The sequence below is a fragment of the Spinactinospora alkalitolerans genome (assembly GCF_013408795.1).
Lineage (GTDB): Bacteria > Actinomycetota > Actinomycetes > Streptosporangiales > Streptosporangiaceae > Spinactinospora > Spinactinospora alkalitolerans.
Genome location: NZ_JACCCC010000001.1, coordinates 5,826,423 through 5,844,257, shown reverse-complemented (window position 1 = coordinate 5,844,257; position 17,835 = coordinate 5,826,423). Strand labels below are relative to the sequence as shown.

Annotated in this window: 15 protein-coding genes; 9 read left to right on the top strand and 6 right to left on the bottom strand. The window is 71.8% G+C overall.

The genetic code is table 11. The features are described 5' to 3' along the window. The first annotated feature begins 37 nt into the window (after nt 1-37). The gene (locus tag HDA32_RS26050) at nt 38-310 is read left to right on the top strand and encodes a hypothetical protein (protein ID WP_179645671.1); all 273 of its coding nucleotides are present in this window, start codon (nt 38-40) and stop codon (nt 308-310) included. A 133-nt stretch (nt 311-443) separates the two neighbouring features. Here HDA32_RS26050 and HDA32_RS26045 read toward each other — a convergent pair whose 3' ends face one another. Further along, complete coding sequence (locus HDA32_RS26045; protein WP_179645670.1) at nt 444-2,219, bottom strand: glycoside hydrolase family 6 protein; 1,776 nt, start codon at nt 2,217-2,219, stop codon at nt 444-446. Nucleotides 2,220-3,070: 851 nt separating this feature from the next. Next, nucleotides 3,071-4,495, bottom strand: coding sequence for a glycoside hydrolase family 28 protein (locus HDA32_RS26040; protein WP_179645669.1), 1,425 nt, complete (start codon nt 4,493-4,495; stop codon nt 3,071-3,073). A 382-nt stretch (nt 4,496-4,877) separates the two neighbouring features. Between HDA32_RS26040 and HDA32_RS26035 the strand changes: the two genes are divergently transcribed. From HDA32_RS26035 to HDA32_RS26000, 8 genes are all read left to right on the top strand, one after another. Beyond that, nucleotides 4,878-5,933 (top strand): LacI family DNA-binding transcriptional regulator, encoded by a 1,056-nt coding sequence (locus HDA32_RS26035; protein WP_179645668.1) that lies wholly within the window; start codon nt 4,878-4,880, stop codon nt 5,931-5,933. A 197-nt stretch (nt 5,934-6,130) separates the two neighbouring features. Next, the gene (locus HDA32_RS26030) at nt 6,131-6,721 is read left to right on the top strand and encodes a TRAP transporter small permease (protein ID WP_179645667.1); all 591 of its coding nucleotides are present in this window, start codon (nt 6,131-6,133) and stop codon (nt 6,719-6,721) included. Further along, entirely contained in the window at nt 6,718-8,016 is a 1,299-nt protein-coding gene (locus HDA32_RS26025; protein ID WP_179645666.1) for a TRAP transporter large permease, read from the top strand. Before HDA32_RS26030 ends, HDA32_RS26025 begins: the two co-directional genes overlap by 4 nt. 78 nt (nt 8,017-8,094) lie before the next feature. Further along, nucleotides 8,095-9,111 (top strand): TRAP transporter substrate-binding protein, encoded by a 1,017-nt coding sequence (locus tag HDA32_RS26020; RefSeq protein WP_179645665.1) that lies wholly within the window; start codon nt 8,095-8,097, stop codon nt 9,109-9,111. A 107-nt stretch (nt 9,112-9,218) separates the two neighbouring features. Beyond that, nucleotides 9,219-10,097 (top strand): NAD-dependent epimerase/dehydratase family protein, encoded by an 879-nt coding sequence (locus tag HDA32_RS26015; RefSeq protein WP_179645664.1) that lies wholly within the window; start codon nt 9,219-9,221, stop codon nt 10,095-10,097. Between the two features lie 40 nt (nt 10,098-10,137). After that, entirely contained in the window at nt 10,138-11,055 is a 918-nt protein-coding gene (locus HDA32_RS26010; RefSeq protein ID WP_179645663.1) for a 5-dehydro-4-deoxyglucarate dehydratase, read from the top strand. After that, entirely contained in the window at nt 11,052-12,122 is a 1,071-nt protein-coding gene (locus HDA32_RS26005) for a mandelate racemase/muconate lactonizing enzyme family protein (protein WP_179645662.1), read from the top strand. The genes HDA32_RS26010 and HDA32_RS26005 overlap by 4 nt, the downstream gene beginning before the upstream one ends. A 69-nt stretch (nt 12,123-12,191) precedes the next feature. Continuing rightward, a complete protein-coding gene (locus tag HDA32_RS26000; protein WP_179645661.1) occupies nt 12,192-13,673 on the top strand; it encodes an aldehyde dehydrogenase (NADP(+)) in 1,482 nt (493 codons plus the stop codon). A 311-nt stretch (nt 13,674-13,984) separates the two neighbouring features. Here the strand turns inward: HDA32_RS26000 and HDA32_RS25995 are convergent, their stop codons facing one another. The 4 genes from HDA32_RS25995 to HDA32_RS25980 all read right to left on the bottom strand — a co-directional run bounded on the left by HDA32_RS25995 (nt 13,985) and on the right by HDA32_RS25980 (nt 17,719). Then, complete coding sequence (locus HDA32_RS25995) at nt 13,985-14,314, bottom strand: VOC family protein (RefSeq protein ID WP_312863332.1); 330 nt, start codon at nt 14,312-14,314, stop codon at nt 13,985-13,987. Between the two features lie 21 nt (nt 14,315-14,335). Next, on the bottom strand, nt 14,336-14,710 hold the full coding sequence (locus HDA32_RS25990; RefSeq protein WP_179645660.1) for a VOC family protein: 375 nt from the start codon (nt 14,708-14,710) through the stop codon (nt 14,336-14,338). 132 nt (nt 14,711-14,842) lie between these two features. Continuing rightward, nucleotides 14,843-16,438 (bottom strand): MFS transporter, encoded by a 1,596-nt coding sequence (locus tag HDA32_RS25985; protein ID WP_179645659.1) that lies wholly within the window; start codon nt 16,436-16,438, stop codon nt 14,843-14,845. A 456-nt stretch (nt 16,439-16,894) separates the two neighbouring features. Continuing rightward, on the bottom strand, nt 16,895-17,719 hold the full coding sequence (locus HDA32_RS25980) for an NmrA family NAD(P)-binding protein (protein WP_179645658.1): 825 nt from the start codon (nt 17,717-17,719) through the stop codon (nt 16,895-16,897). Nucleotides 17,720-17,835 lie beyond the last annotated feature (116 nt).

The window sequence follows — 17,835 nt, the reverse complement described above, 5'->3', positions numbered from 1 at the left end:
CCGCAGCGGCTCCTCGCAACCGTCGTCAGCTCTGGGCGTGCCGCTCGCACCAGGCTCGCAGGACGCGGTCCGCGTCGCCTTCCGCGCCGGGCCCGGCCGCCTCGTCGGCGACGGGACGGCCATGCACAGCGGCGGCGTCGTGCGCGCCGGTGACGGCGCCTACCTCAATCTGCACCGGCCGGGAACCGTGCGGGCGGTGATCGACGTTCCCGGTGCGCTCGGCCGGGACCTCGACCGCGCCGCCGAGGTCGACGGGTGGTCCCTGTTCGACGCGGTGCTCCGGCGGTGCCGAACGGCACGCGGACAGTGAGCCCGCGCCGATCCGGCCTGCTGGAAGACCCGCCGGACGAGGGGAACGAAGCGTCCCCGGCCCGTCGGAACGGACCGGGGACGCGGCTCGCACGGTGCGCTTCTCAGCTCGTCAGGCCGTCACCTCCTCACGGTCACTGGACGGGCGGGTAGGCGTTGGCCAGGAGCTCCTGGAACTGCTCGGAGAACCAGTGGCCGGAGATCGGCGCGTTCGCCAGGGCGCCGCTGTCGCTGTCGCCGTTGCGCGGGTTGCCCCCGTAGGTCGGGTCGCACATCCGGTCGAAGCCCTTGCCCTCGTCGTTCGGGATCTCCTCGCTGGAGCCGTCGGACTCGCCCGGAGGCTTCACCCACACGTAGGCGTCGATGCCGGACTCCGGGGCGGCGGTCGGCCGCTCGCCCAGACCCGCGCCGGACTGGTTGCACCAGTTGCCGAGGTGGATCCGGCGGTCGACGCGGCCCTCGTTGACGTAGTCGTTCACGCTGGTCTGCGGGCCAGGACCGGTCGGCCGCGCGTCACCGCCCCAGCCGTTGCGGGAGGTGTCGATCAGCATGCCGATGTCGGAGGGGAACCCGGTCGAGACGGCCTCGTCCCGCAGCGCCTGGGCGAAGGACAGCTCGTCCGCGTAGTTGTTCCAGTCCACCCAGTCGGACTGGCGCACCATCTGCCCGTTCACGTTGTCGGTGACGTCGAAGTACGGCTCCACCAGGGCCGAGTAGTTGGCGGTGTTGACGATGAAGCCGTGCACGTCCTCGGGGGACGCGCCGCCGGTCTGCGCCGTCTCGTAGAACAGGTCCACGGACGCGCCGAAGTTGTCCTCCCAGCCGATCCAGCCGTGGTGGCCGGCGTCGACGTAGTTGTAGACGTTGGGGACGGCGCCGAGCGCCTCCAGGGCGTAGGCGACCCCTTCGACGTAGTTGCCGTTCTCCAGCATCTCGTCGCAGTTCTCGGTGGCCGTCTCGCGGCCGCCGACGTTGGTGACGAGGTTCGGCAGCGAGTCGGGCTCGATGGTCGTGACGATCCGCAGGTCGGAGTATTCCGGACGGTCGATGATCTCGGCGATCACGTCGATGTAGTCGTTCTTGTACTTGCCGATCTCCTCCGGGCCGAGCGTGCCGTTGGAGGCCAGCGCGGCGCAGTCCCGGCCGGGCAGGTTGTAGATGACCACCTGGAACACCAGCGGTTCGCCGTTGGCCTGCTCCACCGCCTCGTCGAGGTGGTCGACCAGCCCCATGCTGCCGGTGGTGGGGCTGTCGTTGCCCTCGATGGCGCTGATCTGGTCCAGCCAGACGGCGGTCGGCTCGTCGGCGACCGCGTCGCCGCCGGGCTCGGCCTCGGCGTTCGCCGCCCACTGCGGGTTCACGTACACGTCGGCGCCCACGTAGGGGTTGTCGACGCGCTCACCCGGTTCCGGCTCCTCCGGCGGGTCCGTGGGGTCCGGGTCCGGCTCCTCCGGCGGGTCCGTGGGGTCGGTCGTCCCGCCGTCGCACTCGACGCCGTTCAGCGTGAACGACGACGGCACGCTGTTGCTGCCGGAATAGGTGCCGTTGAAGCCGATCTCCACGCTGGCTTCGGTGCCGAGGGTGCCGTTGTAGCCGGCGTCCTCCACCGTGACGTGCTGACCCGACTGGCTGTAGGAGCCGTTCCAGCCGTTGCCGACCTGCTGGTCGCCGGCGAAGTCCCATTCCAGGGTCCAGCCGTCGAGCGCGTCGCCCAGGTTGGTGACGGTCACGCCGGCGGTGAAGCCGGTGCTCCACTCGTTGACCACCGTGTACTCGACCTCGCAGCCGGTCGCCGCACCGGCCGGGCCGCTCGTCGCGACCAGCGCGGTGCAGCCGAGCGCGAACGCGGATGCGGCGGCCGCCGCTCGCGCCGGCCCGGAGCGGACCGCTCTCTTTCTGCCTGACCTCACGTGTCCTCCTTAGTGGGGGTGATCCGCCGGACGGAGATCTCCGGCGGATCGGGATCGGAAGCAGGTGTTCGGGGTGGTGCGCCGCGACCCGCTGCTTCCATCGGGTGGCGGCGCGATGAGCGCCGGGGGTGGCGGTCATCGGTTGGGCGGGAATGGGGGTGCGCCGTCGGGCGCGTCGGATCCGTCGGTGGGCATGGCGGGGGCGGCGCGACGGTGGCGGCACGGTCGCGCCGTTCGGGGAATCAGGGAAGTAGGGGAGTGGGGGGAACGGGGGCTGCGGGCGCTCGGCCGCTCGGCCGCGCGGCCGGCTACGGGCGGGGTGCGGCGGTCGGGGGAGGCGCCGTGGCCGGTGCCCGGACGGGGCGGGGGAGCGGAGTCGGGGGACGGGGGTCGGAGCGAGCCGGTGGCACGGTTACCTCCCGGGGGACGGAGGATCGGTCGGGCCGGTGCTGAATGCGTCTTCGCCTCTCTGGGAGCGCTCCCACTCGGCAGGGACAAGGGTTGCCGGGCGCCGACCGCTCCGGAGGTGCGAGCCTTGTCTGGGCCGGTCGGTGTGACCTAGGTCATGGGAGCGCTCCCAATAAGGAGGGTAACCAGAACACGGTCGGCTGTAAACAGTCAGTGAGTTTTCCGTTGCGCGGAAGACGCCGGACGGGCCCGAGCCGCGCGCGGGCGACCAGCACGAAGGGCCGCCCGGGGATCCGGGCGGCCCTTCGTCGGCCGGTGCGCGCGATCGCCGCCGGGCGCACACGGTGGTTCTCTCGTCGATCTTGGCGTTGTGGGGGGTCAAAACCGCCGTTTCAACCCCGATGAGGCCAAGACCGACGTTGGAGGAGGCGCGAGGAGAAGGGTCAGGCGCCCTGGTTGATGGTCTCGTCGTAGTGCTCGCCGTTGATGGTCACGTCGTTCAGCGTCAGGCCGTCGACGTGTTCGAGCCGCATCGGGGTCTCCACGTCCGCGAAGGAGGAGTCCGTGATGGTCACGTCGCTGATGGGGGAGCGCTCGTAGCCGCGCAGGTACAGCGCGAACTCGCCGCCCACGCTGTGGACGTCCTCGATGTTGATGTCGCGCACCACCGGAGTGTGGTCGCCGGCGTCACCCTCCTCGTACCGGAAGTTCACCCGGATGACCTCATCGGAGATCTGCGGGACCCTGTTGTCGCGGAAGTACACGTGCTCCACGGTGCCGCCGCGCACCGAGTTGGTCTTGATCCGGAGCGCACGCAGCAGCTCCGGACTGTCCATGGTGTTGTCCTCGGCGAACACGTTGTGCACGCTGCCCGACATCTCGCTGCCGATGACGACGCCGCCGTGCCCGTCGCGCATCTCGTTGTCGTAGACGACGATGTTCTCGCTGGGGACGTTGACGCGGCGGCCGTCGGCGTTGCGGCCGGACTTGATCGCGATGCAGTCGTCACCGTTGTCGAAGACGGAGTTCTTGATCACGACGTCCCTGCTCGACTCGGGGTTGACGCCGTCGCTGTTGGGGCCGTCCGGGCTGTCCAGGACGACGCTGTCGACGGTCACGTTCTCCGACAGCACCGGGTGGATCATCCACATCGGCGAGTTGGTCAGGGTGACCCCTTGGACCAGGATGTCCGAGCTCTCGTAGAACTGGATGAAGTTGGGCCGCAGGCGGCTGTCCGCGCCGAAGTCGCGCTCCTCGACCGGGACCCCCTCTTCGGCCATCTCGAACAGGGCGTCGCGGTCCTCGGTCTCGATCACCCCGCCCTGGCCGTTGGACTCCTCCTTCCACGGCCACCAGTGCTCCTCGTCGGCCTGCCCGTCGAGGGTGCCGCCGCCGGTGATGGCCACGTTGTGCACGTCGTGGGCGTAGATGAAGGGGGAGTAGTTGTAGAGCTCGACCCCCTCCCAGCGGGTGTACACGGCGGGCAGGTAATCCTGCGGGTCCTGGCTGAAGCGGACCGTCGCCCCCGTGCTGACGTGCAGGTTCACGTCGCTTTCGAGGTGGATGGCGCCAGTGAGGAACTCGCCCTCGGGGACGACGACCGTTCCGCCGCGCTCCGATGCCGCGTCGATCGCGGCGGCGAACGCGTCGGTGCTGATCCGCTCACCGGTCGGGTCGGCGCCGAAGTCGGTGAGCAGGAACTCCCGGTCGGGGAACTCCGGCGGCTGCACGCGCTCCTTGATCTGCTCGGCGAGCTCCCAGCCCTGAGCCGGTTCCGCCTGCTCCTCGGCGTTGACCGGCCCCGCTGTGCCCGCTGCGAGCGCGACCGCGCTCGCGATGGTGGTGATTGCGGCTGAGATCCTGCGCAATGGTTTCCTTTTCCGTCTTCCGTGGCTGTGGAGTTTCGGCGCAGGGCGCTGCGACGCGCCCGCACCCCCTCCGGGAACCGGTTTCTCATGAGAAGCCCGGATTCGTCTCCGTGTCAATGGAGAAGGGAGAATTCGTCAACGATCCCCGGAGGTTCGCGGCGGCGCCGCGCCGCCGCCGGTAAAGTGGCGGTCCACTCCCCTGTCAGAGCGCACCGAATGAGCCGCGGTACAGGCATTTCAGCGGAGAGGGCCGCGTTGCGGGCTGGAGCCGGAACCGGACGGCGGCGCACATGAAAGCCGGCAGGCGGTGCTGTACCCTGACGCTTAGAAAGCGGTTTCTTCCCGAGGGGCGCGCTATGACGGAAGCGGGGTCAACGTAGGCATGGGAGAGGTCGGAGAAGCCGCCGTCGGGGCGGCGGACGACAGGGCGCCGCAGCGTGGACGGGGACAGACCGTCACCATCCGCGACGTCGCGAAGGCCGCCGGCGTCTCCCCGGCCACGGTTTCGCGGGTGATGAACAACCAGGAGTCGGTGGCCCCGGAGCTGGCCCGCAGGGTCCAGCAGGCCGCGGTGTCCCTGGGGTACCGCCCCAGCGCGATCGCCCAGGGGCTGGCGCGCGGGCGCACCGGGCTGGTCGCCATCACAGTCCCCGACCTGGGCAACCCCATGTTCCAATCGGTGCTGCGCGGGGTGAGCCGGGCGGCCGGCCGGGACGGTTACCGGCTGCTGGTCACCGACAGCCACGAGTTGCCTCTGGAGGAGCCGTTGCTGGCCCAGGAGAGCCGGCTACGCGCCGACGGGCTGGTGCTGTGCTCCCCGCGCAGCCATGACAGGGAACTGGTCGAGCTCGCCCCCACCATCGAACCCTTCGTCCTGGTCAACCGGCACGTCGACGGGCTGGAGGCGCCCACCGTCTCGGTCGACTACTCCTCCGGAGTCCGCGCGGTCTGCGCCCATCTTGCCTGGCTGGGGCACACGCGCGTGGCCTTCCTGTCCGGTCCGCGCGCCAGCGTGTCCAACCGGCAGCGGATGGAGGCGCTGGAGGAGTCGGCGCGCGGGCGTTTCGAGCTTCACATCGTGGAGTGCGGCTCCATGCTGGAGGAGGGCTACGAGGCGGCCGATCGCGCGCTGGCCACCGGAGCCACGGCCGTCATCGGCTACAACGACCTGGTGGCGCTGGGGGCCCTGGGCAAGATGACCGAGATCGGTGTGGCGGTTCCCGACCAGGTCAGCGTGGTCGGGTTCGACGACATCCCCTTCTCCCGCTACATCTCTCCCCGGCTGACCACGGTGTCGGTCCCGCAGGAGGAACTGGGGCGGGAGGCCTGGCAGCGCCTGGCGGCGATGCTGCGCAAGGAGGACCCTCCGGCCGACGTCTGCTTCACCCCGCGGTTGGAGGTGCGGGACAGCACCGGCCCCGCTGACGTGCGTCGATAGCGGCGCAGCATCGGGCAGCCCCGGGGTGGGCCCCGGGGCTGCCTGGCGTGCGCACAGGACGGGCTGAACCGGCGATCGGCATGATCGGCGCCATAAGGGGTTGACAGATGTATCACTTTGGTTAGGTTAGAAACCGGTTTCTGACCTGTTGGCGTGCAGTGACGCACGCATTGCAGCGAGTGTTGATCGGAGTCGAGATGCCGGATTCGACACCGCCCGTCCATGCGGCGGCGCGGATCTACCGACGAGGTCTGAAGGTGCTCGACCTGGCGACCGACGCCTTGGCCCTCACCGGCCTTGTCGTGCTCGTCCTGGTCGTGACCTGGCAGGTCTTCAGCCGCTACGTGCTCGGATCCACGCCCGGATGGTCCTCGGAGACCGCGCTGCTGCTGCTGGGGTGGATCGCCTTCCTGGGCATCGCCAAGGGCATCCGCGACGGCAGCCACATCGCGCTCGGGTTTCTGGTGGACCGCTTTCCCGGTGCGTTGCACGCCGTCGTCGGTCGGCTGGCCCCCGCGCTCATGCTGGTGTTCGGGGTCTACCTGGTGGTCCAGGGCAGCGAGTTCACCCGGCTGATGGCCAACTCGACGCTGCCGGCCACGGGACTGCCCACCTCGGTGCAGTACGCCGTGATGCCCGTCGCCGGTGTGCTGATCACCCTCTACAGCGCTCTGCAGCTGTTCGGGCTGCTGCCCCAGGCCGCTGCCGAGACGACGACCGGAGACGGACCGGACGCGGCCGGCAGCGACGGCGACGCGGACCCCGACGGAAACGAGAAACACCGGTGAACATCGACCCCGTGGGCGCCGCCCTCCTCTTCGGCGGCTTCGCCGTCCTGCTCCTGCTGCGCGTGCCGATCGCGCTGTCGCTGGCGATGTCCTCCATGGGCGCGGCGCTGTGGTTGGACATCCCGATGCCCGTCATCGGCCAGAAGATGGTCCAGGGGCTCAACTCGTTCCCGTTGCTGGCCATCCCCTTCTTCATCCTGGCCGGCGAGATCATGGCCACCGGCGGCATCGCCCGCAGACTCATCGACTTCGCGAGCGTGCTGGTCGGGTGGCTGCGCGGCGGCCTGGCCATGCTCAACGTCGTGGCCAGCACGTTCTTCGGCGGAATCTCCGGGTCGGCGGTGGCCGACACCTCCTCCATCGGGGCGGTGATGATCCCGATGATGCGCAGGCAGGGGTACCGTCCCGCCTATGCGGTGGGGGTGACGATCTCCAGCGCCGCGCAGGGGGTGCTCATCCCGCCGAGCCACAACATGATCATCTTCGCGCTCGCCGCCGGCGGCGGCGTCTCCATCGGCGGGGTGTTCATGGCCGGCCTGGTCCCCGGGATCGCCCTGGGCCTGCTGCTGCTGGTGACCTGCTACCTGCTCGCGCGGCGCCACAACCATCCGCGCGGGGAGCCCATCCCGATGCGCGACGTCCCCCGCGTGGTCCTGCAGGGCCTTCTCGGCGTGCTGACGCCGGTGATCGTCATCGGCGGCATCCTCAGCGGCGTCTTCACCGCCACCGAGTCGGCCGCGATCGCCTGCGTGTGGGCCTTCCTGATCACGTTCGGCGTCTACCGCGAGGTGCCGCTGCGCGCGCTCGTCGGGATGCTGCAGCGCACCATGCGCACGCTGGCCACGGTGCTCTTCCTGATCGCCGCCGCCGGCGCCTACGGCTACCTGCTCACCGTGATGCAACTGCCCGCTGCGCTGACCCAGTGGCTGACGGGGCTCACCGAGAACCCGATCCTGCTGCTCCTGCTGTGCAACCTGCTGCTGATCATGCTCGGCGCGGTGCTCGACATGGCCCCGCTGATCCTGATCACCACCCCGATCCTGCTGCCGGTCGTCACCTCGGTGGGCATGGACCCCATGCAGTTCGGCGTCATGCTCATGCTCAACCTCGCGATCGGGCTGATCACCCCGCCCGTGGGCAGCGTCCTGTTCGTCGGCTCGGCCGTCGGCAAGGTGCGCATCGAGGAGGCGTCCCGCGGCGTCCTGCCCTTCTACGTCCCCCTGGTGATCGCGCTCCTGCTGGTCACCTACGTCCCCGAGTTCTCCCTGACCCTGCCCCGGCTGCTCGGTTTCTGACCCGCGAGCGGATGCCCCGGGGCCGAACACCCCGCCCGCGCCATCCCCATGCATCGCCTGAAGAGAGGACCCATCACCATGAAGCGCGACCACGGCCGCCGCCCGGCACCGGGACTGCGGATCGCCGCCCTCGCCGCTGTGCTGCCCCTGGTCCTGGCCGGATGCGGCGGGTCGTCGGGGGACGGGGGCACGATCTCCTGGCGCCTCGCCGAGACCCACCCCGAAGGACACCCCACCGTCGAGGCCGACCAGTGGTTCGCCGACGAGCTGCGCGAGCGCAGCAACGGCCGCATCGACGTCACCGTCTACACCGACGCCCAGCTCGGCGAAGAGCGCGACGTGCTGGAGCAGATCCAGCTCGGCTCGGTCGAGATGACCCGGACCAACGCCAACCTGGTGGCCGAGTTCGTCCCCACCTGGGAGGCGTTCGGGATGCCCTACATCTTCGACGGCCCCGAGCACTTCTGGGCCTTCCTGGAGAGCGAGGAGGGCACCGCGCTGATGGAGGACCTCAGCGAGGGCGGCTTCACCGGGCTGGCCTACTACGACTCCGGCGCGCGCAGCTTCTACACCACCGAGCAGCCGGTGGAGGAGCCCTCCGACCTGGAGGGGCAGAACATCCGGGTGCAACCCGGCTCGCTCACCGCCGAGGCGATCGAGGCGATGGGCGGATCGGCGACCGCCATGGACTTCAGCGAGGTCTACAGCGGCATGGAGACCGGCGTCATCGACGGCGCCGAGAACAACCTGCCCAGCTACGTCTCCACCATGCACTACGAGGTCGCCCCCGAGATCGCACTCAACGAGCACCAGCGGGTCCCCGAGGTGCTGCTGGTCGGCGAGTCGGTGTGGCAGTCCCTCAGCGAGGAGGACCGCGAACTGGTCCGGGAAGTCGCCGCCGAGTCCTCGCAGAAGCAGCGCGAGCTGTGGGCCGAGGAGACCGAGCGCAGCCGCGGCGTGCTGGAGGAGAACGGCGTCGAGATCCACGAGGTCGAGGACAAGGACCCGTTCCGCGAGGCGCTGGCCGGCGTGCGCGAGGCCCACGAGGACGACCTCGGCGAGGCCCTCGACGCGATCGAAGCCGCCCGCCCCTAGCTCGGTGACGGGAAACGACGGAGAGCCACGGCCGCGGCCCTCCGTTCCCGTCGATGATCTGGACCGCCCAAAGCCCCGCACGCAGAGACACAGGAGGAGTCAACCCAATGCATGTGCTCGTGACCGGAGGATCGGGGCGCCTGGGGCGCAGCGTCCTCCGTGGCCTCGCCGAGCGGGGACACGAGGTCACCGGCGTCGACACGGCCCCGGCGCGAGGAGGAGAGGGGTTCCCCTTCTTCCCCGCCGACCTCACCGACGCCGGCGAGTGCTATTCGGTGATCGCCCACTTCCGCCCGGACGCCGTCGTGCACCTGGCGGCCGTCCCGGCGCCGTTCCAGCGCAGCGACATCAGCACCTTCGAGACCAACGCCCGACTGGCCTTCAACCTCTGCCAGGCAGCCTCCGACCTGGGCGTCGGCACGGTGCTGGTGGCCAGCAGCCCCACCGTCGCGGGGTACGGCAACCCCGGCGGGTGGCGGCCGTCCTACCTGCCGCTGGACGAGGACCACCCGATCGCCCCCTGGAACTCCTACAGCATGTCCAAGGCCGTCGCCGAGCAGATCGTCCGGGGGTTCGCCGCGCGCGGGCGCGGCCGGTTCCACGCGTTCCGCCCCTGCTTCGTGGTCTCCCAGGAGGAGTGGAAGGGCGCGCCCATCCAGGGGGGAGGAACCATCCGGGAGCGCCTGGAGCGCCCGGAGCTCGCCGCGGTCTCCCTGTTCAACTACGTCGACGCCCGCGACGCAGCGGATTTCGCCGCCCTCCTGCTGGAGCAGGCCGACACCGTCCCCAACGGTCAGACGTTCTTCGTCGGCGCCGATGACGCACTCGCCGAGGGCCCGCTCAGCGACCTGCTGCCGCGCCACGCGGGCGTCCCGCAGGAGTGCGCCGCCGACCTGGCCGAGGGCGTCGCCGCGTTCTCCTCCCGCAAGGCGCGCGAACTGCTCGGGTGGCGCCCGCGGCACACGTGGCGCACCGAGATCGACTGAAACCGACCCGGCCATCCCCATCGCGATCACAAGGAACACCATGAACCTCGAAGGCATCCTGTTCTTCCCGGTCACACCGTTCGACCGGGACGGCGCCGTGGACCACGCGGCGCTGGCCTCCCACATCGGCGCCGGCTTGGAGCACGGGCCCGGCGGCGTCTTCGCCGCCTGCGGCACCGGCGAGATCCACGCACTCTCCAACGCCGAGCAGGCCGCGGTCGTGCGCACCGCGGTCGAGACCGCCGGCGGACGTGTCCCGGTCGTCGCGGGCGCGGGCGGAAGCCTGCCCACCGTCGTCGAGCAGGCCAGGGCCGCGCACGAGGCCGGTGCCGAAGGCGTCCTGCTGCTGCCCCCCTACCTGGTCGGCGCCCCCCAACGCGGCCTGGTGGACTACGTCCGCGAGGTCACCCGGGCGGTGCGGCTCCCGGTGATCGTCTACCAGCGCTCGACCATGGCGCTGAGCGTGGAGTCCGCGGCCGAGATCGCGGCCCTGCCCGGTGTGGTGGGGATCAAGGACGGCATCGGCGACCTCGACCGGATGCGCCAGATCGTGCTCGCGGTGCGCGGACGGGTGGCCGGGCCCTTCACCTTCTTCAACGGGCTGCCCACCGCGGAGCTGACGGTGCACGCCTACCAGGGGATCGGCGTCGACCTGTACTCGTCGGCGGCGTTCGCCTTCGTCCCCGAGGTCGCCACCGCCTTCTACCGGGCCTGGCGCGCCGGGGACCCGCTGGCCGAGGAGCTGCTCGACGCGTTCTACCGCCCCCTGGCAGCCCTTCGCGACCGCACCCCCGGCTACGCGGTCTCGCTGGTCAAAACCGGACTGCGGATCCGCGGGACCGACGTGGGCCCGGTGCGCCCGCCGTTCGTGGAGCCCTCCGAGGCGGAGGCGGCCGAGCTGGAGCGGATCATCGGCCGCGGACTGGAGCTCGCCGCAGCGGGAGAGGGCCGGACATGAGGATCGCGAGCACGTCCGCGTCGGTGCGGAGGTTCCCGCTGCACGGCACCTGGGACGGCGGCGTCTCCTTCCACGACGTCGTCGTGGTCACCGTCACCACCGACACCGGCGCCGAGGGCATCGGGTTCGCCTGGACGCCGCGGGTCGGCGCCCAGGCCGTGCGCGCGGTCATCGAGGAGGACTGCGCGCCGCTGCTGGAGGGCCGCGACCCCGCGCCGGCCCCGCGGTGGGAGCAGCTCTACGCCCACCTGCACGAGGCCGGTCCCGGCGGGATCACCGCGATGGCGCTCGCAGCGGTCGACATCGCGCTGTGGGACCTGCGCGCCCGCTCCTTCGAGGTGAGCCTGGTCGAGCTCATCGGCCGCCGCAGGGACTCGGTGCCCTGCTACGGCAGCGGGGTCAACCTGGACCGCAGCCTGGAGGAGCTGTGCGACCAGGTGCGCCGGTTCACCGCGGCGGGACACACCGCGGTCAAGATGAAGGTCGGCTCCCCCGACCTCGAACGCGACCTGGAGCGCGTCGCCAGGGTGCGGGAGATCCTGGGCCCGCAGGGCCGGCTGATGGTCGACGCCAACCAGCGGTGGGACCTGTCGCGCGCCTCCCGGGCGCTGGGCGCCCTGGCCCGGTTCGACCCGTACTGGATCGAGGAGCCGCTGGCAGCCGACGACCTGGAGGCCCATGCGCGGCTGCGGGCGGTCACGCCGATCCCGTTCGCGATCGGGGAGAACCTGCGCACCGTGCGGGCCTTCCGCGACGCGCTGGTGCGCGGCGTGTGCGACATCGCCCAGCCCAACGTGGTGCGGGTCGGGGGGATCACCCCCTTCCTGCGCATCGCCGACCTCGCGGCCGCGTTCAGCGTCCCGATCGCCCCCCACCTGCTTCCCGACCTCTCCGCGCAGCTCGCCCAGTGCGTTCCGGCGGTGGAGATGGTCGAGGACATCGAGCGGGCCTCCTTCGCCGACCTGGGCGCCCTGGAACGCCCCTCCGGGGTGTCCGTGGGCCCGTCCGGGGCGACGAGCTCCACCCCTCCGGGGCACGGGCTGGTGTTCGCCGCGCCCCCGCAGTAGCACCCGGGAGCGTCTCGGTGCTCCCGGGCACAGGCCCCATCCCAAGCGGAAAGGAAGGAATCGAGGCTCATGAGCACCTACCCCGACACCTCGGCGCAGGAGCTCGAGAACACCCTCGCCGCCGCGCAGGGCGCGGCCCGGGAGTTCTCGGCGCTGCGCCCCCGGGAGCGCGCCGCCGCCGTGCGAGCGGCGGCCGACGCGCTGGACGCCGCGGCCGACGAGCTCGTCCCCGTCGCGCGGGAGGAGTCGCACCTGCCCGAGCCCCGGCTGCGCGGTGAACTGGCGCGCACCACCTTCCAGCTGCGGCTGTTCGCCGAGCTGGTGGAGGACGGCGGCTACCTGCGCGCCTCCCTCGACACCGCCGACCCCGAGTGGCCGCCCGGGGCCCGGCCCGACCTGCGCCGCATGATGATCCCGCTGGGGCCGGTGGTGGTCTTCGGCGCGAGCAACTTCCCCTTCGCCTTCAGCGTGGCGGGCGGGGACACCGCCGCGGCCCTGGCGGCGGGCTGCCCCGTCATCGTCAAGGCGCACCCCGGCCACCCGGAGCTGTCGACCCGCACCGCGCGGATCGTCGCCGGCGCCCTGGCCGAGGCCGGTGCGCCGAAGGGCGTCTTCAGCCTGATCCACGGCGAAGAGGCGGGACGTCTCGCGGTCCAGGATCCGCGGGTGAAGGCCGGCGCCTTCACCGGCTCCCTGGCCGGCGGGCGCGCGCTGGGCGACCTGGCCGCCTCGCGTCCGGAGCCGATCCCCTTCTACGCCGAGATGGAGAGCCTGAACCCCGTCTTCGTGACCGAGCGCGCGGCCGCCGAGCGCGGTGACGAGGTCGCCGAGGGCTACGCGGGCTCCTACACGATGGGTGCGGGCCAGTTCTGCACCAAGCCCGGGCTGCTGTTCGTCCCCGAGGGCTCCGGCATCGAGGAGGCCGTCGCCGAGCGGGTGCGCGGGCTGGCGTCTGCACAGCTGCTCAACGACCGGGTCATGGGCGGGTACGACTCCGGACTGGAGCGGCTGTCCGGGCACGACGCCGTGCGCACGGTCGTCCCCGGCGGCACCGGCGAGGCGGGAGAGCGCAGCCCCGCCCTGCTCGCCACGACGGTCGACGAGGTGCTGCGGCACGGCGAGGAGCTGATGGCGGAGTGCTTCGGCCCCGCGTCCCTCCTCGTCACCTACACCGACGAGGCGCAGCTGGTGGCGGCGGCGCGCGCCCTGCGCGGGCAGCTGACCGCGACGGTGCAGGGCACCCCCGCCGAAGCGGGGGAGGGGGCCGTGCGCGAGCTGCTGGACGAGCTGCGCGACCGCGCGGGCCGCGTGCTCTGGAACTCCTGGCCGACGGGGGTCGCCGTGACGCACGCGATGCACCACGGGGGGCCCTACCCGGCCACGTCGGTTCCGCTGCACACCTCGGTGGGGACGGCGGCCATCGAGCGCTTCATGCGCCCGGTGACCTACCAGGCGATGCCCGACGAACTCCTGCCCGAGGCGCTGCGGGACGCCAACCCGCTGGGCGTGCCGCGCAGCGTGAACGGAGGGGCGCCCGACCGGGACGCCTGAGCCGCACCCTGCCCGGCCGGCCCCGCCCCCGGTCGGGGACGGCCACCGGCCCGCGGCGGACGCCCCCTCGGAATCCGCCGCGGGCCGGGCCCGCTCTCGGGCGGGTCTTTCAGATCACCCCTCGGCCCGCGCACCGGCCGGGCACGCGACGGCGGTGCGCCGTCAGCCCCCGCGGACGGCGTCCGCGAGACTCGCGGAGCCGCCCGCGGCCGGAGCGTCCGCCGGGGGCGTGCGCATCCGCCGCGGTCGCCGGCGTCACCGGTCCTGCAGCACGGAGAGCACGTTCCCGGCCGGGTCGGCGAACCAGGCGATCAGCGGGCCCCGCCGCGGCTGACGCCCTTGTCGTCCTGGTCGAGGCCGTCGTAGCGCAGAAGGCGCACGCCCCGCCTGCCCAACTCGTCGACGGCCGCGTCGATGTCGTCCACCGGGAAGTTGAGGACGGTGTGGGCCGCCGGCACGTGGTCGGGCTTCGGGTAGACCAGGATGTCGCCGCCGCCCGCGATGTGCAGGGTGAGCAGGCCGTACTCCTCCATCCCCTCGACCTCCGACACCTTCAGCCCGAGCGTTTCGCCGTAGAACCGCCTGGCCGCGGCGGGGTCGTCCACCGAGAAACCGCTGAACGCCCTGCTGTCACCGAACATGATCGCCTCCTGACCGGCCTCCTACATGGCCGCTCGGTGCTCCTCGCTGAGCTGGATGAACTGGACGTAGTTGCCGTCGGGGTCGATCGCCGTGGCGAACAGGCTGCCGTCCCGGTCCTCGATCTCGGCGAGCCAGCGCGTGCCCATGCCGTCGAGGCGCTCGGCGATGGCGCGCACGTCGGTCACGTCGAAGTTGACGATCATCCGGCCGGGCTCGGGGTTGCCGCCCCCGATGTCCTCGCGGGAGTCGATCAGCAGGTGGAACCCGCCGAACTTGAGCACCCGGTAGGAGTCGACCTTGCTGTCCTCCTCGGGGTCCAGCGCGGCGTACCACGCGTGCAGCCGCTCCGGGTCGGTGCTGGCGAGCAGCATGCCGTCCAGCTTGGGCTTCGTCATGTTCTCCTCCTGGTTTCTCCGGTGATCTCTTTCGTCCGTCACCGGTGCAGACCGCGCGGCGAGCGGGAACTCATCGCTCGGGCCGCGGTTTTCTCGGTGCCCCGTGTTCCGGACGCCTCCGGGCCCCGACGCTCAGGGGGCGGCGGCCCGCTCGACCTCCCGCTCCGGCTCCTGCGCGGTCCCCTGCCCGGTCGGCCGGTGCTCGCCGCTCGGGCGCCCCGGCCGGAGCAGCACCACGGTGAGCACGGCGAACACCGCCATCGCGACCGCGCCCAGCCCCGCGACCGCGTTCAGTCCGTGGGTGAACGCCTCGCGGGCCGGTTCGAGCAGGTGGACGGCTGCGTCGGCGGGGAGCCGCTCGGCCGCGGCGACCGCGCCGGCGAGGGTGTCGCGGGTGGCGGCGGCCGCCTCGGCCGGGACGTCCTCGGCGACGGTGACCTCGCCCCGGTAGATCGCGGTGCTGAGGCTGCCCAGCAGCGCCACCCCCATGGCGATCCCGAACTCCCCGCTGGTCTCCGACATCGACGCCGCCGACCCGGCCTTCTCCGGCGGGACCGAGCCGACCACGATGTCGGTCCCCAGCGCCCCGCCGGGTCCCAGCCCGATCACGGCGATCACCATCCCGAGGACCACCACCGCCGCCCCGCCGGTGGCCGGGGCCTGGGTCAGCACCGCGAACCCGACCGCGGTGACCGCCATGCCGCCGCCGATCACGTTCCCGCGGCCGATCCGCTGCGCGAGCGACGGGGCCAGCAGCGTGCCGATGATCATCGCGACGGCCGGGGGTATCAGCCACAGGCCCGCCCGCAGCGGCGAGAGCCCGCCGACCATCTGCAGGTACTGGGAGATGAGCAGGAACATCCCGCCCATCACCACGGCCCCCGCCATCATGGCCGCCACCGCGGCGCCGAACGAGCGGCTGCGGAACAGGCGCAGGTCCAGCAGCGGGTCGGCCGACCGCAACTGCCTGCGCACGAACACCGCCCCGACCGCGGCGCCCACCGCGATCGCCGCGGCCGCCCCGACCGACGGGCCGTCCTTGGCCAGCTCCTTGAGCCCGTAGACGATCGGCAGGATCGCCGCCAGGGACAGGGCCACGCCGACCAGGTCGAGCCGCCCCGCGGCCGGGGCGCGGTACTCGGGCAGCAGCACCGGAGCGGCGACCAGCAGCAGCACCATGACCGGCACCCCGAGCAGGAACACCGACCCCCACCAGAACCACTCCAGCAGCACCCCGCCGACCACCGGGCCGATCGCGGTGCCGCCCATGAAGCAGCTCATCCACGCCGCGATCGCCATCGACCGCTGCTTGGGGTCGGTGAACATGTTGCTGATCAGCGCCAGCGTGGAGGGCATCAGGGTGGCGCCGGCGACGCCGAGCACGGTGCGCGCCGCGATCAGCATCTCGGCGCTGGTCGAGTACGCGGCGAGGACGGAGGCGGCGCCGAACGCCGCGGCCCCGATCAGCAGCAGCCTGCGGCGGCCGATCCGGTCGCCGAGCGTGCCCATGGTGATCAGGAACCCGGCGATCATGAACCCGTAGACGTCCATGATCCACAGCAGTTGGCTGCTGGTGGGCCGGAGGTCGGCGGCCATGTGCGGCAGCGCCAGGTACAGCACGCTCATGTCGAGCGACAGCAGCAGCGTCGGCAGCGCCAGCACCGCGAGCCCGAGCCACTCGCGCCGCCCGGCCCGAGTCCCGCGCCCGGTCAGGGTTTCGGTTTCCATGGAGGTCCTCTCGTCCACAATGGCGAACGCCTGTTCGAGGCGCTGCTTATGTAGACGACGGGTCGACGCGGAACTCATCGGCGCCCGATGTGACGTGGGCCTCTTCGAGTGGAACGGCCCGGCGCGAGGCCCGGCCGCACTCGGCGGTCAGGCGGTCGGCGCCCCGGACGGCGGAGCGCCCTCCGGCCCGAGCCGGCGCCAGGTGACCATCGCGGTGCTCCTCTTGGGTTCCGCCCTCATCCCAAGGGGCTTTCAAGGCCCGCCCCAGGACGGAAGCGGCGTGCGGGTGGACCATTGTCCCGCGTGACCCCTGGTGTCCTGAGTCGTTGATTCGGTGAGGACCGTCGTACCCCGGTACGCGGAGCGGACCCGTCGCCTTGGACGCGCACCGACACCGCGGTTTCGGTCCGGAGCCCGAGCAGGCGGCGTGGGCGGCGCGGCACCGGTACCGCCGTTTCAGCCTCCGAAGGCGGCGGCGTTCTCCCGCACCCACTGTGCGAAGGTCCGGGCCGGGCGGCCGGTGACCTCCTCCACGGTGGGCAGCACGGTGTACCCGGCCTCCGGCGGGTCGGTCCGCATGGCCAGGAAGAACTCGATGTCGTCCTCGGAGAAGCCGCTGCGGCGCCACTCCGCGACGATCTCGTCCCCGCCGAGTTCGACGTAGCGCACGTCGCGGTCGAGGACGTCGCCGATCGTGCGCACCTTGTCCGGGTGGGTCAGCACCTCCGGCCCGGTCAGCCAGTACTCCCGGCCGGCGTGGCCGTCGCCGGTCAGCGCGGTCGCGGCGACCGAGGCGATGTCGGCTTCGTGGACCATCGCGCTCTTGGCCTCGGCGAACGCCTCGCGGACCACGCCTTCGGTCCGGACCGACTCCGCCCACTCCAGGACGTTGGACATGAACTCCACCGGCATCAGGTGGGTCCACTCCAGCCCGCTGGCCTCGACCGCCTCGTCCAGTGGGCTCTTCGCCACGTCCTCCTTGAGGACCGTCACCCTGCGCACGCCGGCCCGTTTCGCCAGGTCCATGATCTCCGCGCCGTTGGCCAGCGGCGCGAAGTCCGCTCCGTTGAAGCTGATCAGATGTGCGGCGACGACGCCCTCGAAGGCCGCGGACAGGCTCGCCGCCTCGGTCAGGTCGCCCGCGACCACTTCGGCGCCGGCCGGGAGGCCGGCCTTCTCCGGGGTGCGGGTGAGGGCGCGGACCCGGTGCCCGGCGGCCAGAAGCCGCTCGACGAGCGGGCGGCCCACGTTGCCGGTGGCGCCGGTCACGAGAATGGTCATGGAAACTCCTTCCGTCATGGCGGAGACGCTAGGAGCATTTGCGGTCACCCCTTGTCCGTAATCGGTGCGACGTCCGCGGACTCATCGAACCGGTGGAGCACATCCGGACCCCGACC